Origin of the sequence: Sphaerisporangium rubeum, from assembly GCF_014207705.1 — a bacterium.
GTDB lineage: Bacteria > Actinomycetota > Actinomycetes > Streptosporangiales > Streptosporangiaceae > Sphaerisporangium > Sphaerisporangium rubeum.
Genome location: NZ_JACHIU010000001.1, coordinates 1360258 through 1377634, shown reverse-complemented (window position 1 = coordinate 1377634; position 17377 = coordinate 1360258). Strand labels below are relative to the sequence as shown.

The 17377-nt window shown below is 71.5% G+C and carries 13 protein-coding genes and 1 pseudogene; 6 read left to right on the top strand and 8 right to left on the bottom strand.

Translation table 11 applies throughout. The annotated features are described in order from the left end of the window. Positions 1–79 precede the first annotated feature (79 nt). The gene (locus tag BJ992_RS05890; RefSeq protein WP_343072510.1) at positions 80–406 is read left to right on the top strand and encodes an STAS domain-containing protein; all 327 of its coding nucleotides are present in this window, start codon (positions 80–82) and stop codon (positions 404–406) included. 302 nt (positions 407–708) lie between these two features. Next, the gene (locus BJ992_RS05885; RefSeq protein WP_184978919.1) at positions 709–3018 is read left to right on the top strand and encodes a HelD family protein; all 2310 of its coding nucleotides are present in this window, start codon (positions 709–711) and stop codon (positions 3016–3018) included. Here BJ992_RS05885 and BJ992_RS05880 read toward each other — a convergent pair. Both BJ992_RS05880 and BJ992_RS05875 read right to left on the bottom strand, forming a co-directional pair. Continuing rightward, complete coding sequence (locus BJ992_RS05880; protein ID WP_184978918.1) at positions 3008–3664, bottom strand: response regulator; 657 nt, start codon at positions 3662–3664, stop codon at positions 3008–3010. The genes BJ992_RS05885 and BJ992_RS05880 overlap by 11 nt on opposite strands. Continuing rightward, positions 3661–4635, bottom strand: a complete 975-nt coding sequence (locus BJ992_RS05875; RefSeq protein ID WP_184978917.1) for a sensor histidine kinase — start codon at positions 4633–4635, stop codon at positions 3661–3663. The genes BJ992_RS05880 and BJ992_RS05875 overlap by 4 nt, the downstream gene beginning before the upstream one ends. A 125-nt stretch (positions 4636–4760) precedes the next feature. Here BJ992_RS05875 and BJ992_RS05870 point away from each other — a divergent pair, with 125 nt between their 5' ends. From BJ992_RS05870 to BJ992_RS05860, 3 genes and pseudogenes are all read left to right on the top strand, one after another. Beyond that, entirely contained in the window at positions 4761–5915 is a 1155-nt protein-coding gene (locus tag BJ992_RS05870; RefSeq protein ID WP_184978916.1) for an RtcB family protein, read from the top strand. 90 nt (positions 5916–6005) lie between these two features. Beyond that, a pseudogene (locus BJ992_RS05865) lies at positions 6006–6737 on the top strand (ABC transporter ATP-binding protein); the annotation flags it as partial. A 2-nt stretch (positions 6738–6739) separates the two neighbouring features. After that, positions 6740–7510: an ABC transporter permease gene (locus BJ992_RS05860; protein WP_184978914.1), complete on the top strand. Its 771-nt coding sequence runs from the start codon at positions 6740–6742 to the stop codon at positions 7508–7510. 42 nt (positions 7511–7552) lie between these two features. On the opposite strand, the gene BJ992_RS05855 is transcribed toward BJ992_RS05860, so the two are convergent. The 4 genes from BJ992_RS05855 to BJ992_RS05840 all read right to left on the bottom strand — a co-directional run bounded on the left by BJ992_RS05855 (position 7553) and on the right by BJ992_RS05840 (position 14542). Next, positions 7553–8998: a PepSY-associated TM helix domain-containing protein gene (locus BJ992_RS05855; protein WP_184978913.1), complete on the bottom strand. Its 1446-nt coding sequence runs from the start codon at positions 8996–8998 to the stop codon at positions 7553–7555. 165 nt (positions 8999–9163) lie between these two features. Continuing rightward, the gene (locus BJ992_RS05850; protein ID WP_184978912.1) at positions 9164–9736 is read right to left on the bottom strand and encodes a hypothetical protein; all 573 of its coding nucleotides are present in this window, start codon (positions 9734–9736) and stop codon (positions 9164–9166) included. Between the two features lie 259 nt (positions 9737–9995). Next, positions 9996–13286, bottom strand: a complete 3291-nt coding sequence (locus BJ992_RS05845) for a PQQ-dependent sugar dehydrogenase (RefSeq protein WP_184978911.1) — start codon at positions 13284–13286, stop codon at positions 9996–9998. Between the two features lie 116 nt (positions 13287–13402). Then, positions 13403–14542, bottom strand: a complete 1140-nt coding sequence (locus BJ992_RS05840) for a sugar phosphate isomerase/epimerase family protein (protein WP_184978910.1) — start codon at positions 14540–14542, stop codon at positions 13403–13405. Between the two features lie 460 nt (positions 14543–15002). Between BJ992_RS05840 and BJ992_RS05835 the strand changes: the two genes are divergently transcribed. Further along, positions 15003–15968, top strand: coding sequence for an endonuclease/exonuclease/phosphatase family protein (locus BJ992_RS05835; RefSeq protein WP_184978909.1), 966 nt, complete (start codon positions 15003–15005; stop codon positions 15966–15968). Positions 15969–16075: 107 nt separating this feature from the next. On the opposite strand, the gene BJ992_RS05830 is transcribed toward BJ992_RS05835, so the two are convergent. Both BJ992_RS05830 and BJ992_RS05825 read right to left on the bottom strand, forming a co-directional pair. Beyond that, on the bottom strand, positions 16076–16459 hold the full coding sequence (locus BJ992_RS05830; RefSeq protein ID WP_184978908.1) for a hypothetical protein: 384 nt from the start codon (positions 16457–16459) through the stop codon (positions 16076–16078). Between the two features lie 101 nt (positions 16460–16560). Next, positions 16561–17322 (bottom strand): TetR/AcrR family transcriptional regulator, encoded by a 762-nt coding sequence (locus tag BJ992_RS05825; protein WP_184978907.1) that lies wholly within the window; start codon positions 17320–17322, stop codon positions 16561–16563. Positions 17323–17377: the final 55 nt, after the last annotated feature.

Genomic DNA, 17377 nt, shown 5'->3' with positions numbered 1-17377 from the left:
GCAACGGAGGTGATGGAGGATGGTGACTACGGCGCGAGAGACTGGAATCGACACCCGCGTGTGGCGCGAGGGGCCGTGCGTGGTCGTCGGCATCGCCGGCGAGCTCGACATGAACGCGGTCCCACGGCTGCGCGCCGAACTGGACACCGCTCTGGACGGGGAACGGCCTCCCCGCCTGGTGCTCGACCTGACGGAGACGACCTTCTGCGACTCGCTGGGCCTCGGACTGCTGGTCGGCACGCTGACCAGGGTGCGGGACGCCGGAGGAGATCTGGCCCTCGTGGTGGCGAACGGCATGATCTCCCGGCTGCTGACCATAACGAATCTCGATCATCACTTCGCCACCTTCCCCACGGTCGGCGAGGCGGTGACAGCCATCGCACCGCACGACAGAGGGACCGAGTGACTAACCGGCGCCTCGGCTTTCCGGAGCAGCGCGCGGCCTGAACGCACAGAGCCGCGTGTCCGGAGAACCGGGGCGGCCGCATGTCAGGAGTCCGCGGTCGCCGGACGGCGCCTGGGGTCGCCGGACAAGGCGGAGAAGGCGGAGAAGGCGGCGGCTCGGTCGCCTGCGACTCGGTGATCAGCCGGTGGCCGGCCTTACGCGCTGCCGGGGCCCACGGCGGGGAGCGCAACTGTTACGCTGGGACATTGACATGTCCAGAACCAGCGATGCGTACAGCTCTCCACTAGGAGTATACCACACCGATGGCGCCTCGTGAATCCTCCTCCACCCTCGCCGAAGCGCTGCGTGCCGAGCAGCGCCACGTCTCCATGGTCTACGACCGGCTCGACGCCGCACGCGAGCGCGCGGCGTCGGCCCTCAGCGCCGAGCACCGCCGCGGCGGTCCAGGCGGCACCCACCAGGCCCGCCTCGAACGCGACATCTCCGCGGCCGAACACGCTCGCCGGTTCGCGCAGCTCACCAGCCTGGAGCGCGGCCTGTGCTTCGGCCGTGTCGACGACACCGGCGGCGAGACCTACTACATCGGCCGCACGGGACTTCGTGACGCGCACAACGAACTCGTCCTCATCGACTGGCGCGCACCCGCCGCACGGCCCTTCTACACCGCGACGCCGAGCGACCCCGGCCCCCTGGTGCGCCGCCGCCACCTGCACACCCGCGGACGCACCGTCGTCGGCCTCGACGACGAGGTGTTCGACCTGACCAGGCTCAGCGAGCCCGACCGGCGCGGCCTGGTCGGCGAGGCCGCGCTCATGGCGGCGCTGCGGCGCGGCAGGACCGGCCGCATGGGTGACGTGGTGGCCACCATCCAGGCCGAGCAGGACCAGGTGATCCGATCGGGACTCGCCGGCGCGCTCGTCGTCCAGGGTGGCCCCGGCACCGGGAAGACCGTCGCGGCGCTGCACCGGGCCGCGTACCTGCTGTACACGCACCGCGACACCCTGGCCCGGCGCGGCGTGCTGGTCATCGGCCCGAACGCGGTGTTCCTGCGGTACATCGGCCAGGTCCTGCCGTCGCTCGGCGAGACCGACGTGGTGCTGACCACCGTCGGGGAGATGTTCCCCGGCGTGCGCGCCACCGCCGCCGACACCCCGGAGGCCGCCGTGGTCAAAGGCGACACGAGGATGGCGGACGTCGTCGCCGCCGCGACGCGCGACCGGCAGCGGGTCCCCGGCGGCGACCTGGAAGTGCTGATCGACGTACGGACCTCCGTGCGCGACGGCGTCGAGGTGGCCGTCGAGCGCATGGCCCTGCGGATCGACCACGCCACCTGCGTGCGCGCACGGGACAGGGCACGCGCCGTCCGCTCGCCGCACAACGTCGCACGCAAGCTGTTCGTCGACACCGCTCTCACCGCGCTCGCGCACGACGAGGCCCGCCGCCTCGACATGCCACCCCTGGACGCCGAGGACCTGCGCCACGCACGCGCCGCGCTGTGGTCCCAGCCGCCGGTGCGGCAGGCCCTCGACGCGCTGTGGCCCGAGCTGACCCCGGCGCGACTCGTCGGTGACCTGCTGTCCGACCCCGCGCTGCTGTACCCGGCGGCCCGCGCCGGCGGCCTGCGCGAGGAGGAGGCCACAGCCCTGCTGCGTCCCCCCGGCTCGCCGTGGACCGCCGGCGACGTGCCGCTGCTCGACGAGGCGGCGGAACTGCTCGGCGAGGACGACGTGACGGGCCGCGCGTCCGCCAGGGACGCCGCTCGGGACCGCCGGGAGGCGGAACGGTACGCGGCCGAGGTCCTCACCATCACCGGGGTCGGTGAGACCGAGCTGGTGGAGGCCGCGGAACTGGCCGACCGCACCGCCGGCGACGGCGGCGAGCGCACCACCGCCGACCGAGCCGCGGCCGACCGCCGCTGGGCCTACGGCCACGTGATCGTGGACGAGGCGCAGGAGCTGTCCGCCATGGCCTGGCGCATGGTCATGCGACGCGTACCGGCCCGCTCGCTGACCGTGGTCGGCGACATCGCGCAGACCGGCTCGGCGGCCGGTGCGCGGTCGTGGGGCGAGATGCTCGACCCGTACGTCAAGGGCCGCTGGCGCGAGACGCGGCTGCTGGTCAACTACCGCACCCCCGCGCAGATCATGGCCGTCGCCACCGGCGTCCTGCGGGCCGTGGCCCCCACGCAGGAACCCCCCGTCTCGGTACGCGACGGCGACACCCCGCCGCGCGCGCTGCGCGTCCCCGCCGCCGACCTCCCCACCATGCTGCCGGCCCTGGTGGCGGAGGAACTGACCGAGATCGGCGACGGCCGCCTCGCCGTGCTCACCCCCGACGCGCGCCACCTCGAGATCGCCGCACTCCTGCCAGGCGCCGCCGCCACCCTCACCCCCGACGCGCTGGACTCCCCGTCCGCCGTGCTGACCGTCACCCAGGCCAAGGGCCTGGAGTTCGACTCGGTGATCATCATCGCTCCGGAGGAGATCCTCACCCAGTCCCCCAAAGGCGGCCAGGACCTCTACGTGGCGCTCACCCGTCCCACCCGCCGCCTCACCGTCGTGCACCACGCGCCGCTGCCGGACCTGCTGACCGGGGAGCACTTCACGGACTGAACCCGGGATCCTGCGCGTCCCTGACCAGCAGCGCCGCCTGCACGCGGTTCGCGCAGTCCAGTTTGGCCAAGATACGGCTGACGTACGTCTTGATGGTGGTCTCGCTCATGTGGAGCCGCGCGCCGACGTCGGCGTTGGACAGGCCGTCGGCGACCAGCGAGGCCACCTCGGCCTCACGCGGGGACAGCGCGCTCAGGCGACGGCGCGCCTCCTCGCGGCGGCGCGCCGTCTCCGGACGCACCATGCCGAGCACGAGCCTCGTGACGGCCGGCGAGAGGTACGCCTCCCCGGCGTGCGCCGAGCGGACGGCACGGACCAGCTCCCCCGGTTCGCAGTTCTTCAGCACGAACCCGGCGACCCCGCCGCCGACGGCCCGGACCACGTTGTCGTGCGCGCCGAACGCCGTCAGCACCACGAACCGCGTCGTGGAACCCTTGGCGCGCAGGTGCTCGATCGCGGTCAGGCCGTCCATGCGCGGCATGCTGATGTCCAGCAGCGCCACATCCACCCGCCGCGCGAGCACCAGGTCCACGGCGCTACGGCCGTCGCTCGCCTCCCCCACGACCTCGACGCCGGCGGACTCCAGCACGGCCCGCACCCCGGCCCTGATCAGCGCGTCGTCGTCCGCGACCACCACCCGGATCACCCGGCGCCACCCGCGGGCCCGGCGAGCAGCGCCAGCGCGGCGGCGATGACCGCCAGCCCCGCCACCCACACACGGTTGGCCATGGCCGAGCCGGCGCGTGCGACGTCGGCGAGGTCGCTCTCACCGGTGACCGCGGGCTCGGGTTCCGGCACGACCGGCAGCATGGCGAGGAGCCGGAACTCCCCACCGTCCTCGGTCACATGCAGCATCCCTCCCGAGAGCCGCACCCGCTCGGCCAGCCCGACCAGCCCGTACCCCGCCACGCCTTCCTCGGGGCCTTCCACGGGACCGCGGCCGCGAGCACCGGCCGTCTCCGGCACGGGATTGGTCACGGTGAGCAGCAGGCTGTCGTCCTCCCAGTGGACGGTCACGGTGACCGGTTCCCCCGCGGCGTGCTTGGCCGCGTTCGTCAGCCCCTCCTCGACCACCCGGTACGCCGCGCTCGCCACCTCGGACGGCGGCTCGGCCGGCTCCCCCGATGTGCGCACAGTCAGCCGTACCCCGGCGGCGCGGAACCCGGCGAACAGCTCCTCCACTCCCTCGAGGCCGGCCTCGTCGCGTGCGGAGCCGGAGCCGCGCAGGCCGCCGACCAGCTCGTGCAGCTCGTCCATGGCCGTGCGCGCCGTGCCGGCGAGCCGCCGTACGGCCTCCTGCTGCGCCTCGGGGAGCCCCGCGACCTCCAGGGCCGCCGCCTGCACCGAGATCAGGCCGAGCCGGTGGCCGAGCGAGTCGTGCACGTCGCGCGCGACACGCAGCCGTTCCCGCAGCCGTTCCCGCTCGGCCAGCAGCGCGCGCTCACGCCGCAGGCGCCGCTCCTTGTCCACCACCGCGGCCCGCAGCCCGCGTCGCTGCGCGACACTTCGGCCGACGACCAAAGGAAGCACCACGAAGACCACGCACAGGGCCACGACCTGACCCACCGGCACCCCTACGGGCCACACCCGCGCACCGGACGCCACGACATGCCACATGTCTCCCAGGCTAGAGCGGGTCCCCCGGCCGCGCCGCCGATAATCCGTTGTCCCCCGCGGGACGCGCTGCCCTACCCTGCCGGTGAGACGCGACCCACTCGACGTCCACCCGGAGGAGGATCACGATGCCTGTCAAGGCCGCCGCCAACCTGCTGTCCTGGGCCAGCGAGATCGAGCCGGGCACCGTCGAACAGGCCGCACGCGCCGCGCGCCTGCCGTTCGTCTCCGGACACGTCGCGCTGATGCCGGACGCGCACATCGGCAAGGGTGCCACCGTGGGGTCGGTCATCCCCACCAAGGGTGCGATCATCCCGGCGGCCGTCGGCGTCGACATCGGCTGCGGCATGATCGCCACTGAGACCACCCTCACGGCGTCCGACCTGCCGGACGACCTGTCGGCCCTGATGCCGCTGGTCGAGCGGCGCATCCCGGCCGGCGTCGGCCAGGGTCACCGCGACCCCGCGGTGGACGACGCGCTCACCGCGCTCGGCCGGCCGCACACCGACCTGACCGCCAAGCAGGAGAAGACGGTCGCGACGCAGTTCGGCACCCTCGGCAGCGGCAACCACTTCGTCGAGGTGTGCCTGGACGAGCGCGACCGGGTGTGGACGGTGCTGCACTCCGGCTCGCGCGGCATCGGCAACCAGCTCGCCACCAAGCACATCGCCGCCGCCAAGGCCCTCATGGCGCAGTGGTTCGTGCCGCTGGAGGACCCGGACCTCGCGTACCTCGTGCAGGGCACCCCGGAGTTCACGGCGTACATCGAGGACATGCTGTGGTCCCAGGCGTACGCCATGGCGTCCCGCGCGCGCATGGACGTGGTGCTGACCGCCGCGCTCTTCGAGGTCGTTGGCCACGGCGAGCGGGTGCGCACCGTGAACGCGCACCACAACTTCACACAGCAGGAGAAGCACCACGGCAAGGACCTGTGGATCACCCGCAAGGGTGCCATCAAGGCCGACAAGGGTGACGAGGGCATCATCCCCGGCTCGATGGGGACCCGTTCGTACATCGTGACCGGCCTCGGCAACCCGGCGTCGTACAACTCCTGCTCGCACGGCGCGGGCCGCCGCATGTCGCGCGGCGAGGCGCGACGCCGGCTCACCGGCGCGTCGCTCGCGAAGGCCATGACCGGCCGCACGTGGAACGCCGACCGCGCCGAGGCCCTGGTGGACGAGCACCCCGAGGCGTACAAGGCCATCGACCAGGTGATGGCCGACCAGCGCGACCTGGTCACGGTGCGGCACACGCTGCACCAGGTCTTCAACTACAAGGGCTGACCTCCCCTCGGGGCTGTCGACGTTCGCCGGTGTCATCGCCGACTTTCGGGTACAGCCCCGGGGGCCGTGCCGTGGCTAGCGTCTGGCGGCGTGATCGAAGTACGGGAACTCACCAAGACGTTCGGGAAGATCCGCGCGGTCGACCGGCTGTCCTTCACCGTCGAGCCGGGCCGGGTCACCGGGTTCCTCGGGCCGAACGGCGCAGGCAAATCGACGACCATGCGGCTGCTGCTCGGCCTGGAACGGCCCACGCACGGACAGGCGCTGATCGACGGCCGGCCGTACCGGGAGTCGGCGCAGCCGCTGCGCCGGGTCGGTGCGCTGCTCGACGCGGCCTACGTGCACCGGGGACGGCCGGCGTACCACCACCTGCTGTGGCTGGCACGGACCAACGGCATCCCGGCGGCGCGCGTGAAGGAGGTGCTGGGGATGGTCGGTCTCGACGAGGTGGCGCGGCGGCGGTGCCGGACGTTCTCGCTCGGCATGCTGCAGCGGCTCGGCATCGCGGCGGCGCTCCTCGGCGACCCGCCGGTGCTGCTGCTGGACGAGCCGGTGAACGGGCTCGACCCCGAGGGGGTGCTGTGGCTGCGCACGCTGCTGAAGGGGTTCGCGGCCGAAGGCAGGACCGTGCTGGTCTCCAGTCATCTGATGAGCGAGATGGCGCTGACGGCGGACCATCTCGTCGTGATCGGACGGGGCCGGCTGCTGGCGGACGTCGGCACCGCCGAGTTCGTCGAACGGTCGCAGGCGACGTCCCTCGAGGAGGCGTTCCTGCGGGTCACGGCGGAGGCGACCGAGTACCGCGCGCTCGGGGAGGGGGAGCGATGAGAGGGGTGCGTGACGTGTTCGCGGCCGAGCTCATCAAGATCCGCTCGGTGCGTTCGACGTACTGGACGCTGCTGACGGTCCCCGTGGTCTGCGGGGCCCTCGGTTACCTGGTCGGCTCATCGGCGCGTTCGGCGCTGGCCTCCGGCCCCGACGCCTCGCGTGGGGTCTTCGATCCCGGTTTCCTGTCCTTCTACGGCATCACGCTCGGCCAGATCCCGCTGGTGGTCTTCGCGGTGCTGGTGGCCGGCGCCGAGTACTCGAGCGGCACCGTCCACGTGTCCCTGACCGCCGTGCCGCGGCGCGGGGTGTTCTACGCCGCGAAGGTGCTCGCCACCGCGGCGATCGTGCTCCCGGTGTCCCTGCTCGGCACCGCCGCCGTCTACATCGCCGCGCGCACCGGTCTCGGCCCGTACGCCGTGGGGCTCGCCGAAGCCGGCATGGCCCGCGCCGCCGCCGGCGCGTGCCTGTACCTCACCTTGATCGCTCTGCTGAGCACCGGGGTGGCCGCCGCGCTGCGCAGCTCCGCCTTCTCGCTCGGTGTGCTGCTGCCGCTGCTGTTCCTCGGCTCGCAGGGCCTCGGCAACGCACCCGGCGTGAAGATCGTGGCGCAGTACCTTCCCGACCAGGCCGGCACGCTGATCCTGTACACCACGCCGCTCGGCGGCCAGTTCGCACGTCCCTACGGCGCCTGGACCGGTGTCGCCATCCTCGCCGCCTGGACCGCGGCCGCGTTGCTCGCCGGTCATCTGGTGACGTCGCGCCGCTGAGCGGAGGTGGCGGGACCCGGGGGCCCCGCCACCGCCGGTGAGCTAGAAGATCCGGCGCAGGGCCGGGACGCGGCGGATCACCAGCCGGTCCAGCAGGAGCACCGCGACCATGGTGAGGCCGGCGAGCGGGAACAGTACGCCGAGCACGGCCATGATGGCGGCGACCCCCCAGGTGGTGCGGCGGTCGCCGGTGCGCGCGGGAGCGCCGGCGCGGCCGTCGGGACGGCGCTTCCACCACATCCAGACACCGGTGACGACCAGGGTCAGCAGGGCCAGGCAGGCGCCGAGCATCACCAGCAGGTTGACCACGCCGTAGCGGCGGCCCTCGTGGAGCGCGATGCCCTGTTCGACGGCCTTGGCGAGCAGACCGTACTCCTGCCAGCCGAACGACACCAGCACCTGGCCGCTGTACTGGTCGACGTGCACGGTGCGGGACGCCGACGGGTCGGCCCGAGGCGCGGCGACGACCGTGTAGACACCTTCCTTGTCCTTCGGCAGCAGCACCTTGACCTCGCAGTCGGCCGGACGGCAGTCGCGCAGCACCGGCCGCGCCGACGACAGGGCCCGCTCGACGGGGATCGCGCCGGGCTGGAGCACCCCGGCGGCCGGCCCGTGCGCGCCGTGGCCGGGGTCGCCGGACGACGGGACGGGAAGGAGCTCCGCGGCCCACGGGACCTTGGCGTCCGGCTCGGCCGACAGGTCGCCGGACAGCGCGGGGACGGTCGAGGTGTGCGGGAAGGCGTCCGCGCTCGGGCTGGTGGACCCGGTGGTGTCCTGCAGGCGCTGGAAGGCGTCCCCCCACACCCCCGACCAGGGCAGTCCTGAGATGATCAGGAACACGACGACCGCGCCGGCGCCGACACCGGTGAGCGCGTGCACGCGGCGCAGCCGGGGACGGCCGCGGCGTGGCGCGCGCCTGCGGGCCGGGCCGCGCCACCACATGTAGGCGCCGGTGGCGGCGAGGATCAGGGCCCAGCAGGCGGCGGTCTCGACGATCCGGTCACCGGCCTTACCCGCGAGCAGTTCTCCGTGCACGGTGCGGACGACGCGCATGAACGTCGCCGAGTCGTCGATCTCCCCGAGCACCCGCAGGCTGCCGGGGTCGACGTACACCGATATCCCCTGCGCGAACGGCCCGCTCTCGGTCCCCATGAGGATCACCCGGGTGGTCCGGTCAGGCGCGGACGGCGGGATCACCGACAGCACACCCGCACCCGGATGTGTCCGCTGGGCCGCCGCGATCTGCTCCGCCAGGGGACGCGCCGCGGTGACCGGCGCGGCGAGCGTGCGCACGTCCTGGTAACGCCACTCCTCGAACGGCTCCTTGAACAGGTAGATGGACCCGGTGACGGCGAGCACCACCAGGATCGGTGCGACGAAAAGACCCGCGTAGAAGTGCCAGCGCCACACGACCCGGTAACGCCGTGAGGCGCCTTTGGGTGCAGGGGTGACGGGCCCGCTTTCCGGACGTACGCCGACGGAAGTCATGGTTCTCCATTTTCGGAGCACGCGCGGTCTCTGCACGCGCGTGTGAAAGAGGCAGGGGAAAAGCCGTCATGCTCTGGAAAACGGCATGGCGGAATTACCGCGCGGCGGCATTCGAATCGAACGCAGGGGCCCGCGGTGAAAGGCGTCGGAAAGGAAACACCTGTGTCAGGACGACGGCGAAGGCGCCGGTGGTCCCCTGCCGGACCGCACCGACGCGAGGAGGAGCTCCTTGCACGCGGCCGGCCGCGCCACGGGCCTGGCGCGGCATCGTGGCCCCGCCACGGGTTCGCTCAGCAGCGTGACGCCGAGCAGGCGCCGCAGGTCGAGCAACGTGTGGCCGGCCATCTTGAGCAAGGTGGCCAGCACCGACTCGCCGCGGTCGAGCCACCAGGCCGACACCACGGCGACCAGCGCGTGCGCGCAGAGCATGCCGAGCACCGGCACCAGGCCACCGGAGTGGTGGCCGCCGAGCACCGGCGGCGGCGCGGCACCCGCGCCGAAAAGGTGGTGCATTCCGTACTGTGCCGCGAAACACGCGGGTAGCAGCGTGCCGAAACCTCGTTGCCGTCCGGTGAGCGCGAATCCCATGCCGCCGGCGAGAACAGCCGCCACGACGACGACCTCGGGCCGTACGAACGCGCCGCCGGCCAGAATGTGCATGCACAGGGAAACCGTCACACACGCCACGGCGAACACGATGGCCCGCGAAAGGCGGATCGCCGGGTGGCTGACGGTCATTCTCACAACCCTAATGCTGGCATAACCCCTGTCCGGCGCAATTCCCGCGGTCGTTTTTCCGCGCGACGGCCGTGAACGTTCCCCTGGACCGCCGTGTCGCGGTCCCCCTACGAGCGGAGATACGGCCCGGGTCGCCGGGAGGTTCGGCACATTCTTCGCGGATCTCCTGAAATGTTCAACAGCTGCGGCACGCCGGAACCGGCGACCGGTGCGAGAGGAGGAGACGGACCCGCCTCTCGCACCGGCGCCGGCCGGCCGGTCAGCCTCGCAGACCGGCGATCAGTGCTTCGGCGTCACGGACGAGCACGTCGCGGACCGCCGGATCGGTGACCTTCTTCTTGTCCTTGGCGAAGGTGATGAACTGCTCCAGTTTCTTGACCGCCTTGGCCTTCTGTCCCTGGTCCGCCTGGACGCGCGCCTCGGCGAGCTGTCCGTCCAGCGCGCCGGTCCGCACCGTACCGGCCGCCTTGAACGACTCCAGCAGCGCGCCGAGGTCGTCGAAGGATGTCGTCACCTGGAAGGTGACGGTCTTCTTCGTGCTGTTCCCGGCCTTGTCGCGCGCGGTGACGGTCAGCGTGTGCTCGCCGAGCGGCAACGTCCACAGCGGCAACGCGGCGCCGGAGACCACGGTACGGTCACCGATGGTCGCGGTGACGTCCGCCGGCCCGGAGGTCGCCTCGGTGGCGGAGAACACCGGGGTGATCGACGCGGAGTCGCCGTACGAACGGCTCTCCACCCCGCTCACCGTGACGGCAGGCGCGGTCTTGTCGATGCGCACGGTCAGCTTGCCGATCGCGGAGACGTTGCCGCCGCTGTCGGTGGCCCGGTACAGCACCTCGGTCGTGCCTTCGGTGCTGAACGTGACCGCGTTGTTGGCGTTCGACCAGGTCGTCCCGCCGTTCACCGAGTACTGCCGGCTCGCCACAGTGCCGTTGTCGGTCGCGGTGACCGTCATCGACACGTTGCCGGTGTACCAGCCGTTCTCGCCGGTGGGTTGCGCCGGGTTGAGCGCGGCGGTCACCGTCGGCGGCGTCTTGTCCGCCACACCGTCACCCACGAAGGTGAAGGCGTCCACGTCCACCCCGCCGGTCGAGGTGACGAACAGCTTGCCGCTCCCCGCCGGCGCGCCGGTGAGCGGCGTGGTCACCGTCTGCCATCCCGCACCCGCCGGCACCGTGACCGTCGCGAACGGCTCGGCGGTCGCCGAGTTCCAGCGCAGCGAGAGCGTGCCGGCACCGGTGGCCTGCGTCCTCACCGCCGTGATGCCGGCGAGGTTCACCGGGTCGTAGGCGATGAAGTCACCGGCGTCGAACGAAGTGATCTTGCCGAGCGCGGACGCCGTCTCGTCCTGGGTCCTGGTGACCCCTTGGAGCACGTCGGCGTGCTCGGCCTGCATCACCTTGGGGTTGAGGATCAGCGTCGTGTCACTCGACGCGCCGGGGATGCCGTTGGCGCCGTTGTCGCGGTAGCTCACCACGACGACGCCGAAGATGTTCTCGGTCACGCCGTGCTCGGGTGCGTCGGCGGGGGTGACCCACGCGCCGGTGCATCCGGTGCCGAGGGTCAGCGGGTGCGCGTGGGTGTCGTGGCCGAGGCCGAACGTCCACTGCACCCTGGAGCACACCGGGGTGTTCCCGTCCTCGGCGTCGGTGACCTCCACCTTGAACGGCACCGCGTTGCCCCAGTCGATGAAGCCGCCGTCGCCGGGAATGGTGAGGGTGACCTTCGGCGCGGTGTTGCCGACGGTGATCTCGACGGTCGCCAGGCCGAACTTGCCCTGCGCGTCGGTGACCCGCAGCCGGGCCACGTACTGTCCGAGCTCGTCGTAGGTGTGCGTGGCGGTGACCCCTTCGGCGTCGAAGGCGCCGTCGCCGTCGAAGTCCCACTCGTACTTCAGCTCACCGGGCTCGGTGTCGGTGGACCCCGCGCCGCTGAACGCCACCGTGAGCGGCGCCGTGCTGCTCGACGTACGGTCGGCGGTGATCTTCGCCTGCGGTGACTTGTCGCCGGGGGAGTAGTCGATGCGGTACAGGCCCGCCTCGCGGTTCTCCCGGAAGAACCCGTTGCCGTAGTCGAGGACGTACAGCGACCCGTCCGGGCCGAACTCGATGTCCATCGGACTGTCGGTGATCGGCATGGCCATCTGGCGCAGAGCGCTGTTCGGCAGGAAGTGCTCGATGTTGGTCACCGGCCCGTCGTCCCCGGTCACGGTGAACGCGGCCAGGTAGTCCTGGGAGAACTCGGCGAAGAAGAACTTGCCGTCCCAGTACTCGGGGAACTTGGTGGTCGAGGGGTTGTCCGCGTCGTAGTGGTAGACCGGGCCACCCATCGGGCCCTGGCCGGTCTGCGGGTCGAAGTCGGTCAGACCGGCCCACTCGGCGGGCTGGTGGGTGTTGTTGTCGCCGTAGTACAGGTCAGCCGGCGTCGCCGGCGGCACCTGCGCGAGGCCGGTGTTCCACCGCGAGGTGTTCTTCGCACCGGCCGCGCAGTCGAACCACTCACGCGGCCCCACCGCGGCGAAGTCCCAGTCGTTGTAGTTGAAGTTGTTCCCCGTGCAGTACGGCCAGCCGCTGTTCATCGGCCGGCTGATCGGGGTGACGTTCCACTCGACGTACCCCATCGGGCCGCGCGCCGGGTCCGGCGCGCCGGCGTCGGGGCCGTAGTCGGCCCACGAGACCGTGCCGGATTCGGGGTCCACGTCCATGCGGAACGGGTTGCGCACCCCCATCACGAAGATCTCCGGCCGGGTCTTCGCGGTGCCGGCGGCGAACAGGTTGCCTTCCGGCACGGTGTACGAGCCGTCGTCCGCCACCTTGATGCGCAGGATCTTGCCACGCAGGTCGTTGGTGTTGCCGGAGCCGCGGCGGGTGTCCAGGCCCGGGTTCATGCCGGGTGCGTCGTTGTTCGGCGCCATGCCGTTGGCCCCTGGCGCGCTCGCCGGGGTGTTGTCACCGGTCGCCAGGTACAGGTTGCCGTCGTCGTCCCAGTCGAGGTCACCCGCCACGTGGCAGCACTGGCCGCGCTGGGTCTCGACCTTGATGATGACCTGCTCGGTCGACATGTCCAGCTTGTCGCCGGTCCACTTGAACCGGGAGAGCTGGTTGTAGCCCTTCCACTGGTCCCAGTACGACGCGTCGGCCCCGGCAGGCAGCGAGTTCGGCGCCGAGCCGGTGGGGGTGGACGGCGGGTACGGCGCCGTCATCGTCTTCGGCGCGTAGTAGACGTAGACCCACTTGTTCTCGGCGAACCCGGGGTCGATCGCGATGGTCTGCAGACCGTCCTCGGAGTTGTTGTACACCGGCACGGTGTTGATGACCTTGGTGATGCCGGTGGCGGGGTCGGTCAGCCGGATGTCACCACTGCGCGCGGTGTGCAGCACGCGCCGGTCCGGCAGCACCGCGAGGTCGATCGGCTCCCCGACCGACTTGCTCAGGGTGATCTTCTCGTAGCTCGTCCACTCGGTGGCGGGGTCGTGCCCGGGATGAGCGGCGGCGGGGCCGGCGGGGGCCGCGGCCACCAGCGCGGCGGCGGCGAGTACGCCACCAAGCATAATGCGGATAAACTTGGACAACTGCGCCTCTTCTATGGGGGGGTTCAGGCAGAAAGGCGGGCCGTCACGTGCGGCGCTGCGAACGAAACACGTGGCGGCCCGCTGGACCACTTCACTCAGCCGCGCAGCGCGGCCATGTTCTGGTAGCTCAGGTCGGCGAACTGCAGCGACTGCGCCGGGTTGGCGGTGCCGCCGGGTGCGGTGTCCTGCTCGTACATCGGGTTGTGCGAGCCCTTGGCGCCGACGCCGCGCAGGAACGTCGCGTAGTCGATGTCACCGGTGCCGAACGGCACCATGTCGTAGCCGTTGGCGGTCGCGGGATTGGACTTGCCGTCCTTGGCGTGGAACAGCGGGAAGCGCATGGTGTTGGGCCGCACCACCGCGAGCGGGTCGAACACGTCGGTCTGCGTCGAGCCGTCGGGTGCGGTGTAGGTGCGGTGCTTGAACTGGGCCACGTAGGCCCAGAAGATGTCCATCTCCAGGTGGACGAGCTTGGGGTCGCTGATCGTGAGGAAGTACTCAAGCCTGCGGATCCCGGAGGAGCGGGTGGGCCGGCCCTGCGCGTCCAGCGGACCGCTGTCCAGCAGGAAGCTGTAGGCGACGTCGTGGTTGTGGGTGTACAGCTTGATGCCGGCGTCACGCGCGATGGCGCCGAGCGCGTTCCACTTCTCGGCGGCCACGTCCCAGTCGGCCTTGTAGGCGCTGCTCGTCGGGTCGCTGCCGGTCCCCATGTGGTCCATGCCGAGGATGTTGGCCATCTCCAGGTGCTGCTTGAACCGGTCGAGGTCCGCCTGGGTGAACGGCCACGACCCCGGGATGAAGCCGTGGTTGCCCTGCGCGCGCAGCCCGTTGTCGTCGAGCCAGCCCCGCAGCAGCTTGGCACCTTCGACGGTCTCCAGGTTCGCGCCGCCTTCGGCGTTGGCGTGCTGGCGGTACCCGGCGAACTCGATCTGGCTGTAGCCGATGCGGCCGAGCTCCTCGAAGACCTTGCGGAAACCGGAGGCCAGCGGCGTGGTGTTCGGGTCGCGCGAGATGGCGTCCCGCACGGTGTAGAGGATGATGCCGCGCCTCGGCGGCGGGATGAGAACGCCGTTCGGGCCAGGGGCCGCGTGCGCGGGCCTGGCGGTCCCGCCGGTCAGGGCGACGGCCGCGGCGGCGGTGACACCGGTCGTGGCCGCGAGGAACTGGCGCCGGTTCAGGCCCAGCCCGCGGCGCAGCGCACCGGCGATCTCGATGTCTTCTTCGTGTGAACTCATTGGCGTGTGCTCCCGGCTTGCATGGGTGGTGATGGTGCGTGATCCCCCGTGGAACGAGTCGCCCTGATCCGGTCCTTTCACGGCTCCGCACTTGCTGAGGATCCCCGCGAACCCCACAGGGACATGAGCCGCCACCCGGCTCACTCCGTCTCGGCGACGTTGTGCGGCGATCCTTTTCGAGGAAGTTACGCTTCTTTTGGTGTTTTTGGAAGAAGTTATGACGGTTGACACGAAATCAGACCCGATTGCAAACAAAGTGCTGGGTGCGAAGATCCTCTGACCTGCCGATCCCCCCCAGACCCCCCGTCAAGGGACAATCCTCCGCGACCCCCGGCCACACGCCTCACCTCTCCCACGACCCACCGCGCGCTCAGCCCTCCCCCACCCCACGACCACACGCCTCAGACGTCCCCGTCCCCGAACCGGCGCGCGACCGTCCGCCTCCTGGGACAATCCCCATGTGATCGACAAACCGGCGCACGGCCGCCGGTGGGTGACCGTCCTGGTGTGGGTGGCCCTCCTGCCGTTCGCGACGTGGGCCGTACTCCGCCTCCTCGGGTGGGACCTCGGCCTGTACTGGATCCAGCTCGTCGCCTTCACCCCGTTCGCCGCCGCCGTCTCGGCCGTCGTCCCCGTCACCGCGCTCGTGCTGCGCCGCCGTCCGGCCCTCGTGGCGAGTGCGCTGGTCACGACGGTGCTCACCGCCTGCGTACTGCCAAGAGCACTGGCAGACGGCAATCCCCCCGCGGCGGGACGCGACCTGCGCGTCATGGCCGCCAACCTCGCCGTCGGCGCCGCCTCGGCGCCTGACATCGTGCGCCTCGTGCGGCAGCTCACCCCCGACGTGCTGACGATCCAGGAACTCACACCGTCCGCGGTGACCGGCCTGCGGCAGGCCGGGCTGGAGGACCTCCTGCCGTACCGGACGGGACGGCCCGCGAACGGGCCGTGGGGTTCCGGCATCTACGCGCGCCACCCCCTCACCGCCGGATCCGTCATCGAGCACGGAAACTTCCGCCAGGCCGAGACCGTCGTGAAAATGCCAGGCGGCCCCGAGGTGTACATCGCGTCCGTGCACCCGTGCGCACCCCGGTACGCCTACAAGGTCCCGTGCTGGTCGCAGGGTCTGCGCGCGCTTCCCCCCGCCACTCCCCGCGGGACGGTGCGCGTCCTCGCCGGCGACTTCAACGCCACCCTGGACCACGGCGCGCTACGGCGCCTGCTCGCCACCGGTTACCGGGACGCCGCCGACGTCACCGGCCGCGGCCTGTCACCGACCTGGCCCGCCAAAGGCTGGAAACCGGTCCCCGGCGTCACCCTCGACCACATACTCACCGACCCCCGGGTCGCCGTCCGCGACTACAGCACCCACCTCGTCCCGAAGACCGACCACCGCGCCGTATTCGCGCACCTGACACTCCCCTGACGCGGACCTCACCACGGCCCTCGACGACACACGACCTCTCCTCACACCGGCTCGTCCGGCGGAGCCGCGGTAGGGGACCCCCGTACCGCGGCTCGCTCAGCAGGCGATCAGGGAGTGCTCGGGCACCGCGGCGTCTCGAAGACGACCCCGTCCAGCAGGTTGCCGGTCGCCGGGTTGCCCCCCGCGGTCGTCACCGACTGGAAGGCGAACCGCGTGGTGGTCTGTCTCGGCGGGACGGTGTACGTCCCGGTGTACCGGCGCCAGGCGGTGCTGCCGTCGGTGATGTCCGGCGAGACGGCGCCGGCCGGAGTCTGCGCGACGGTCGCGCCGGGGGCCCCGATGAGCACATGCATCGTGTCGGTCCCCGCGACCCCCCGGTGGTACAGCGACCACGTCATGACGGTTCCCGGCACGGTAGGCAGATCCTGGTAGAGCGTCGAGAACTGGTTGGCGTTGAGCTCGGCGAACTGCTGCCCCTCAGCGGCCGGCACCCCCTGGAACCCGTGCCATGACCGGGGGCACCGACACCGCTGATCACCGGCGCTTCCCTGTGTCGCACCGCCTGGATCATCAGACGCGGCGCGCGGTCGCCTCACGTGCCGTGGGACGGCCGGGACGCGAGCGCGTCGATTCCCGCGATGATCCGGTCGAGCCCGAAGCGGAAGTCGGCGTCGTTGGTCCGGTCCGGCGGCTCCTGGTAGAGGCCTGACGCCAGCACCTCGGCGACCTGCGTCAGGCCGCGCCGGGCCAGGAGCTCACCCATGGCCGGCATGGCGGCGTGACCCTCGTCCAGCGGCGCGCCGCCGGTGGCGAGGTCGCGTGCGGCGACGGCGCTGGCGCGTACGAAACCGTCGAGCAGGACCGCGGTGCGGACCTTGTCGGCCAGCTCGAGGGGTGCCGAGCGCAGCGCGTCGAGAAGCGCCTCGAACCAGGCGAGTGCGTTGGGGGCGAGAGGGAGGCGGATCGCGAGGTCCGCGAGCCATGGGTGCTCCGCGTACCGTGCGCGCAGCGCGTGGGCCCACGCGGCGGTCCGGTCCTGCCAGCGGGGGGACTCCGGAAGAGGGCCGGGGGTGCCGATGGCGCGCTCGGCGGCGAGGAGATGGAGCTCGTCACGTGAGTCGAGGTAACGGTAGAGGGCATTGGGGGTGACCCCCAGCCGGCCGGCGACCCGGGTCAGGGACACGCCGCCGATTCCCTCGGCGTCCCCGAGAGCCACGGCCGCGTCGACGATGACGTCGACGCTCAGCGACGCCTTGGGACCGCGGCCGGGAGCGGGGTCGGCGATCCCCCAGGCGCGGCGCAGCCCGCTCGGCAGGGAGCCCGGCGGGGGGCCTTCGGATGTGCTGGACGGCATGACGGCATCCTAACTGTTCATGGGCTAAACTTTTCTGTATAACCATTGAACAGTG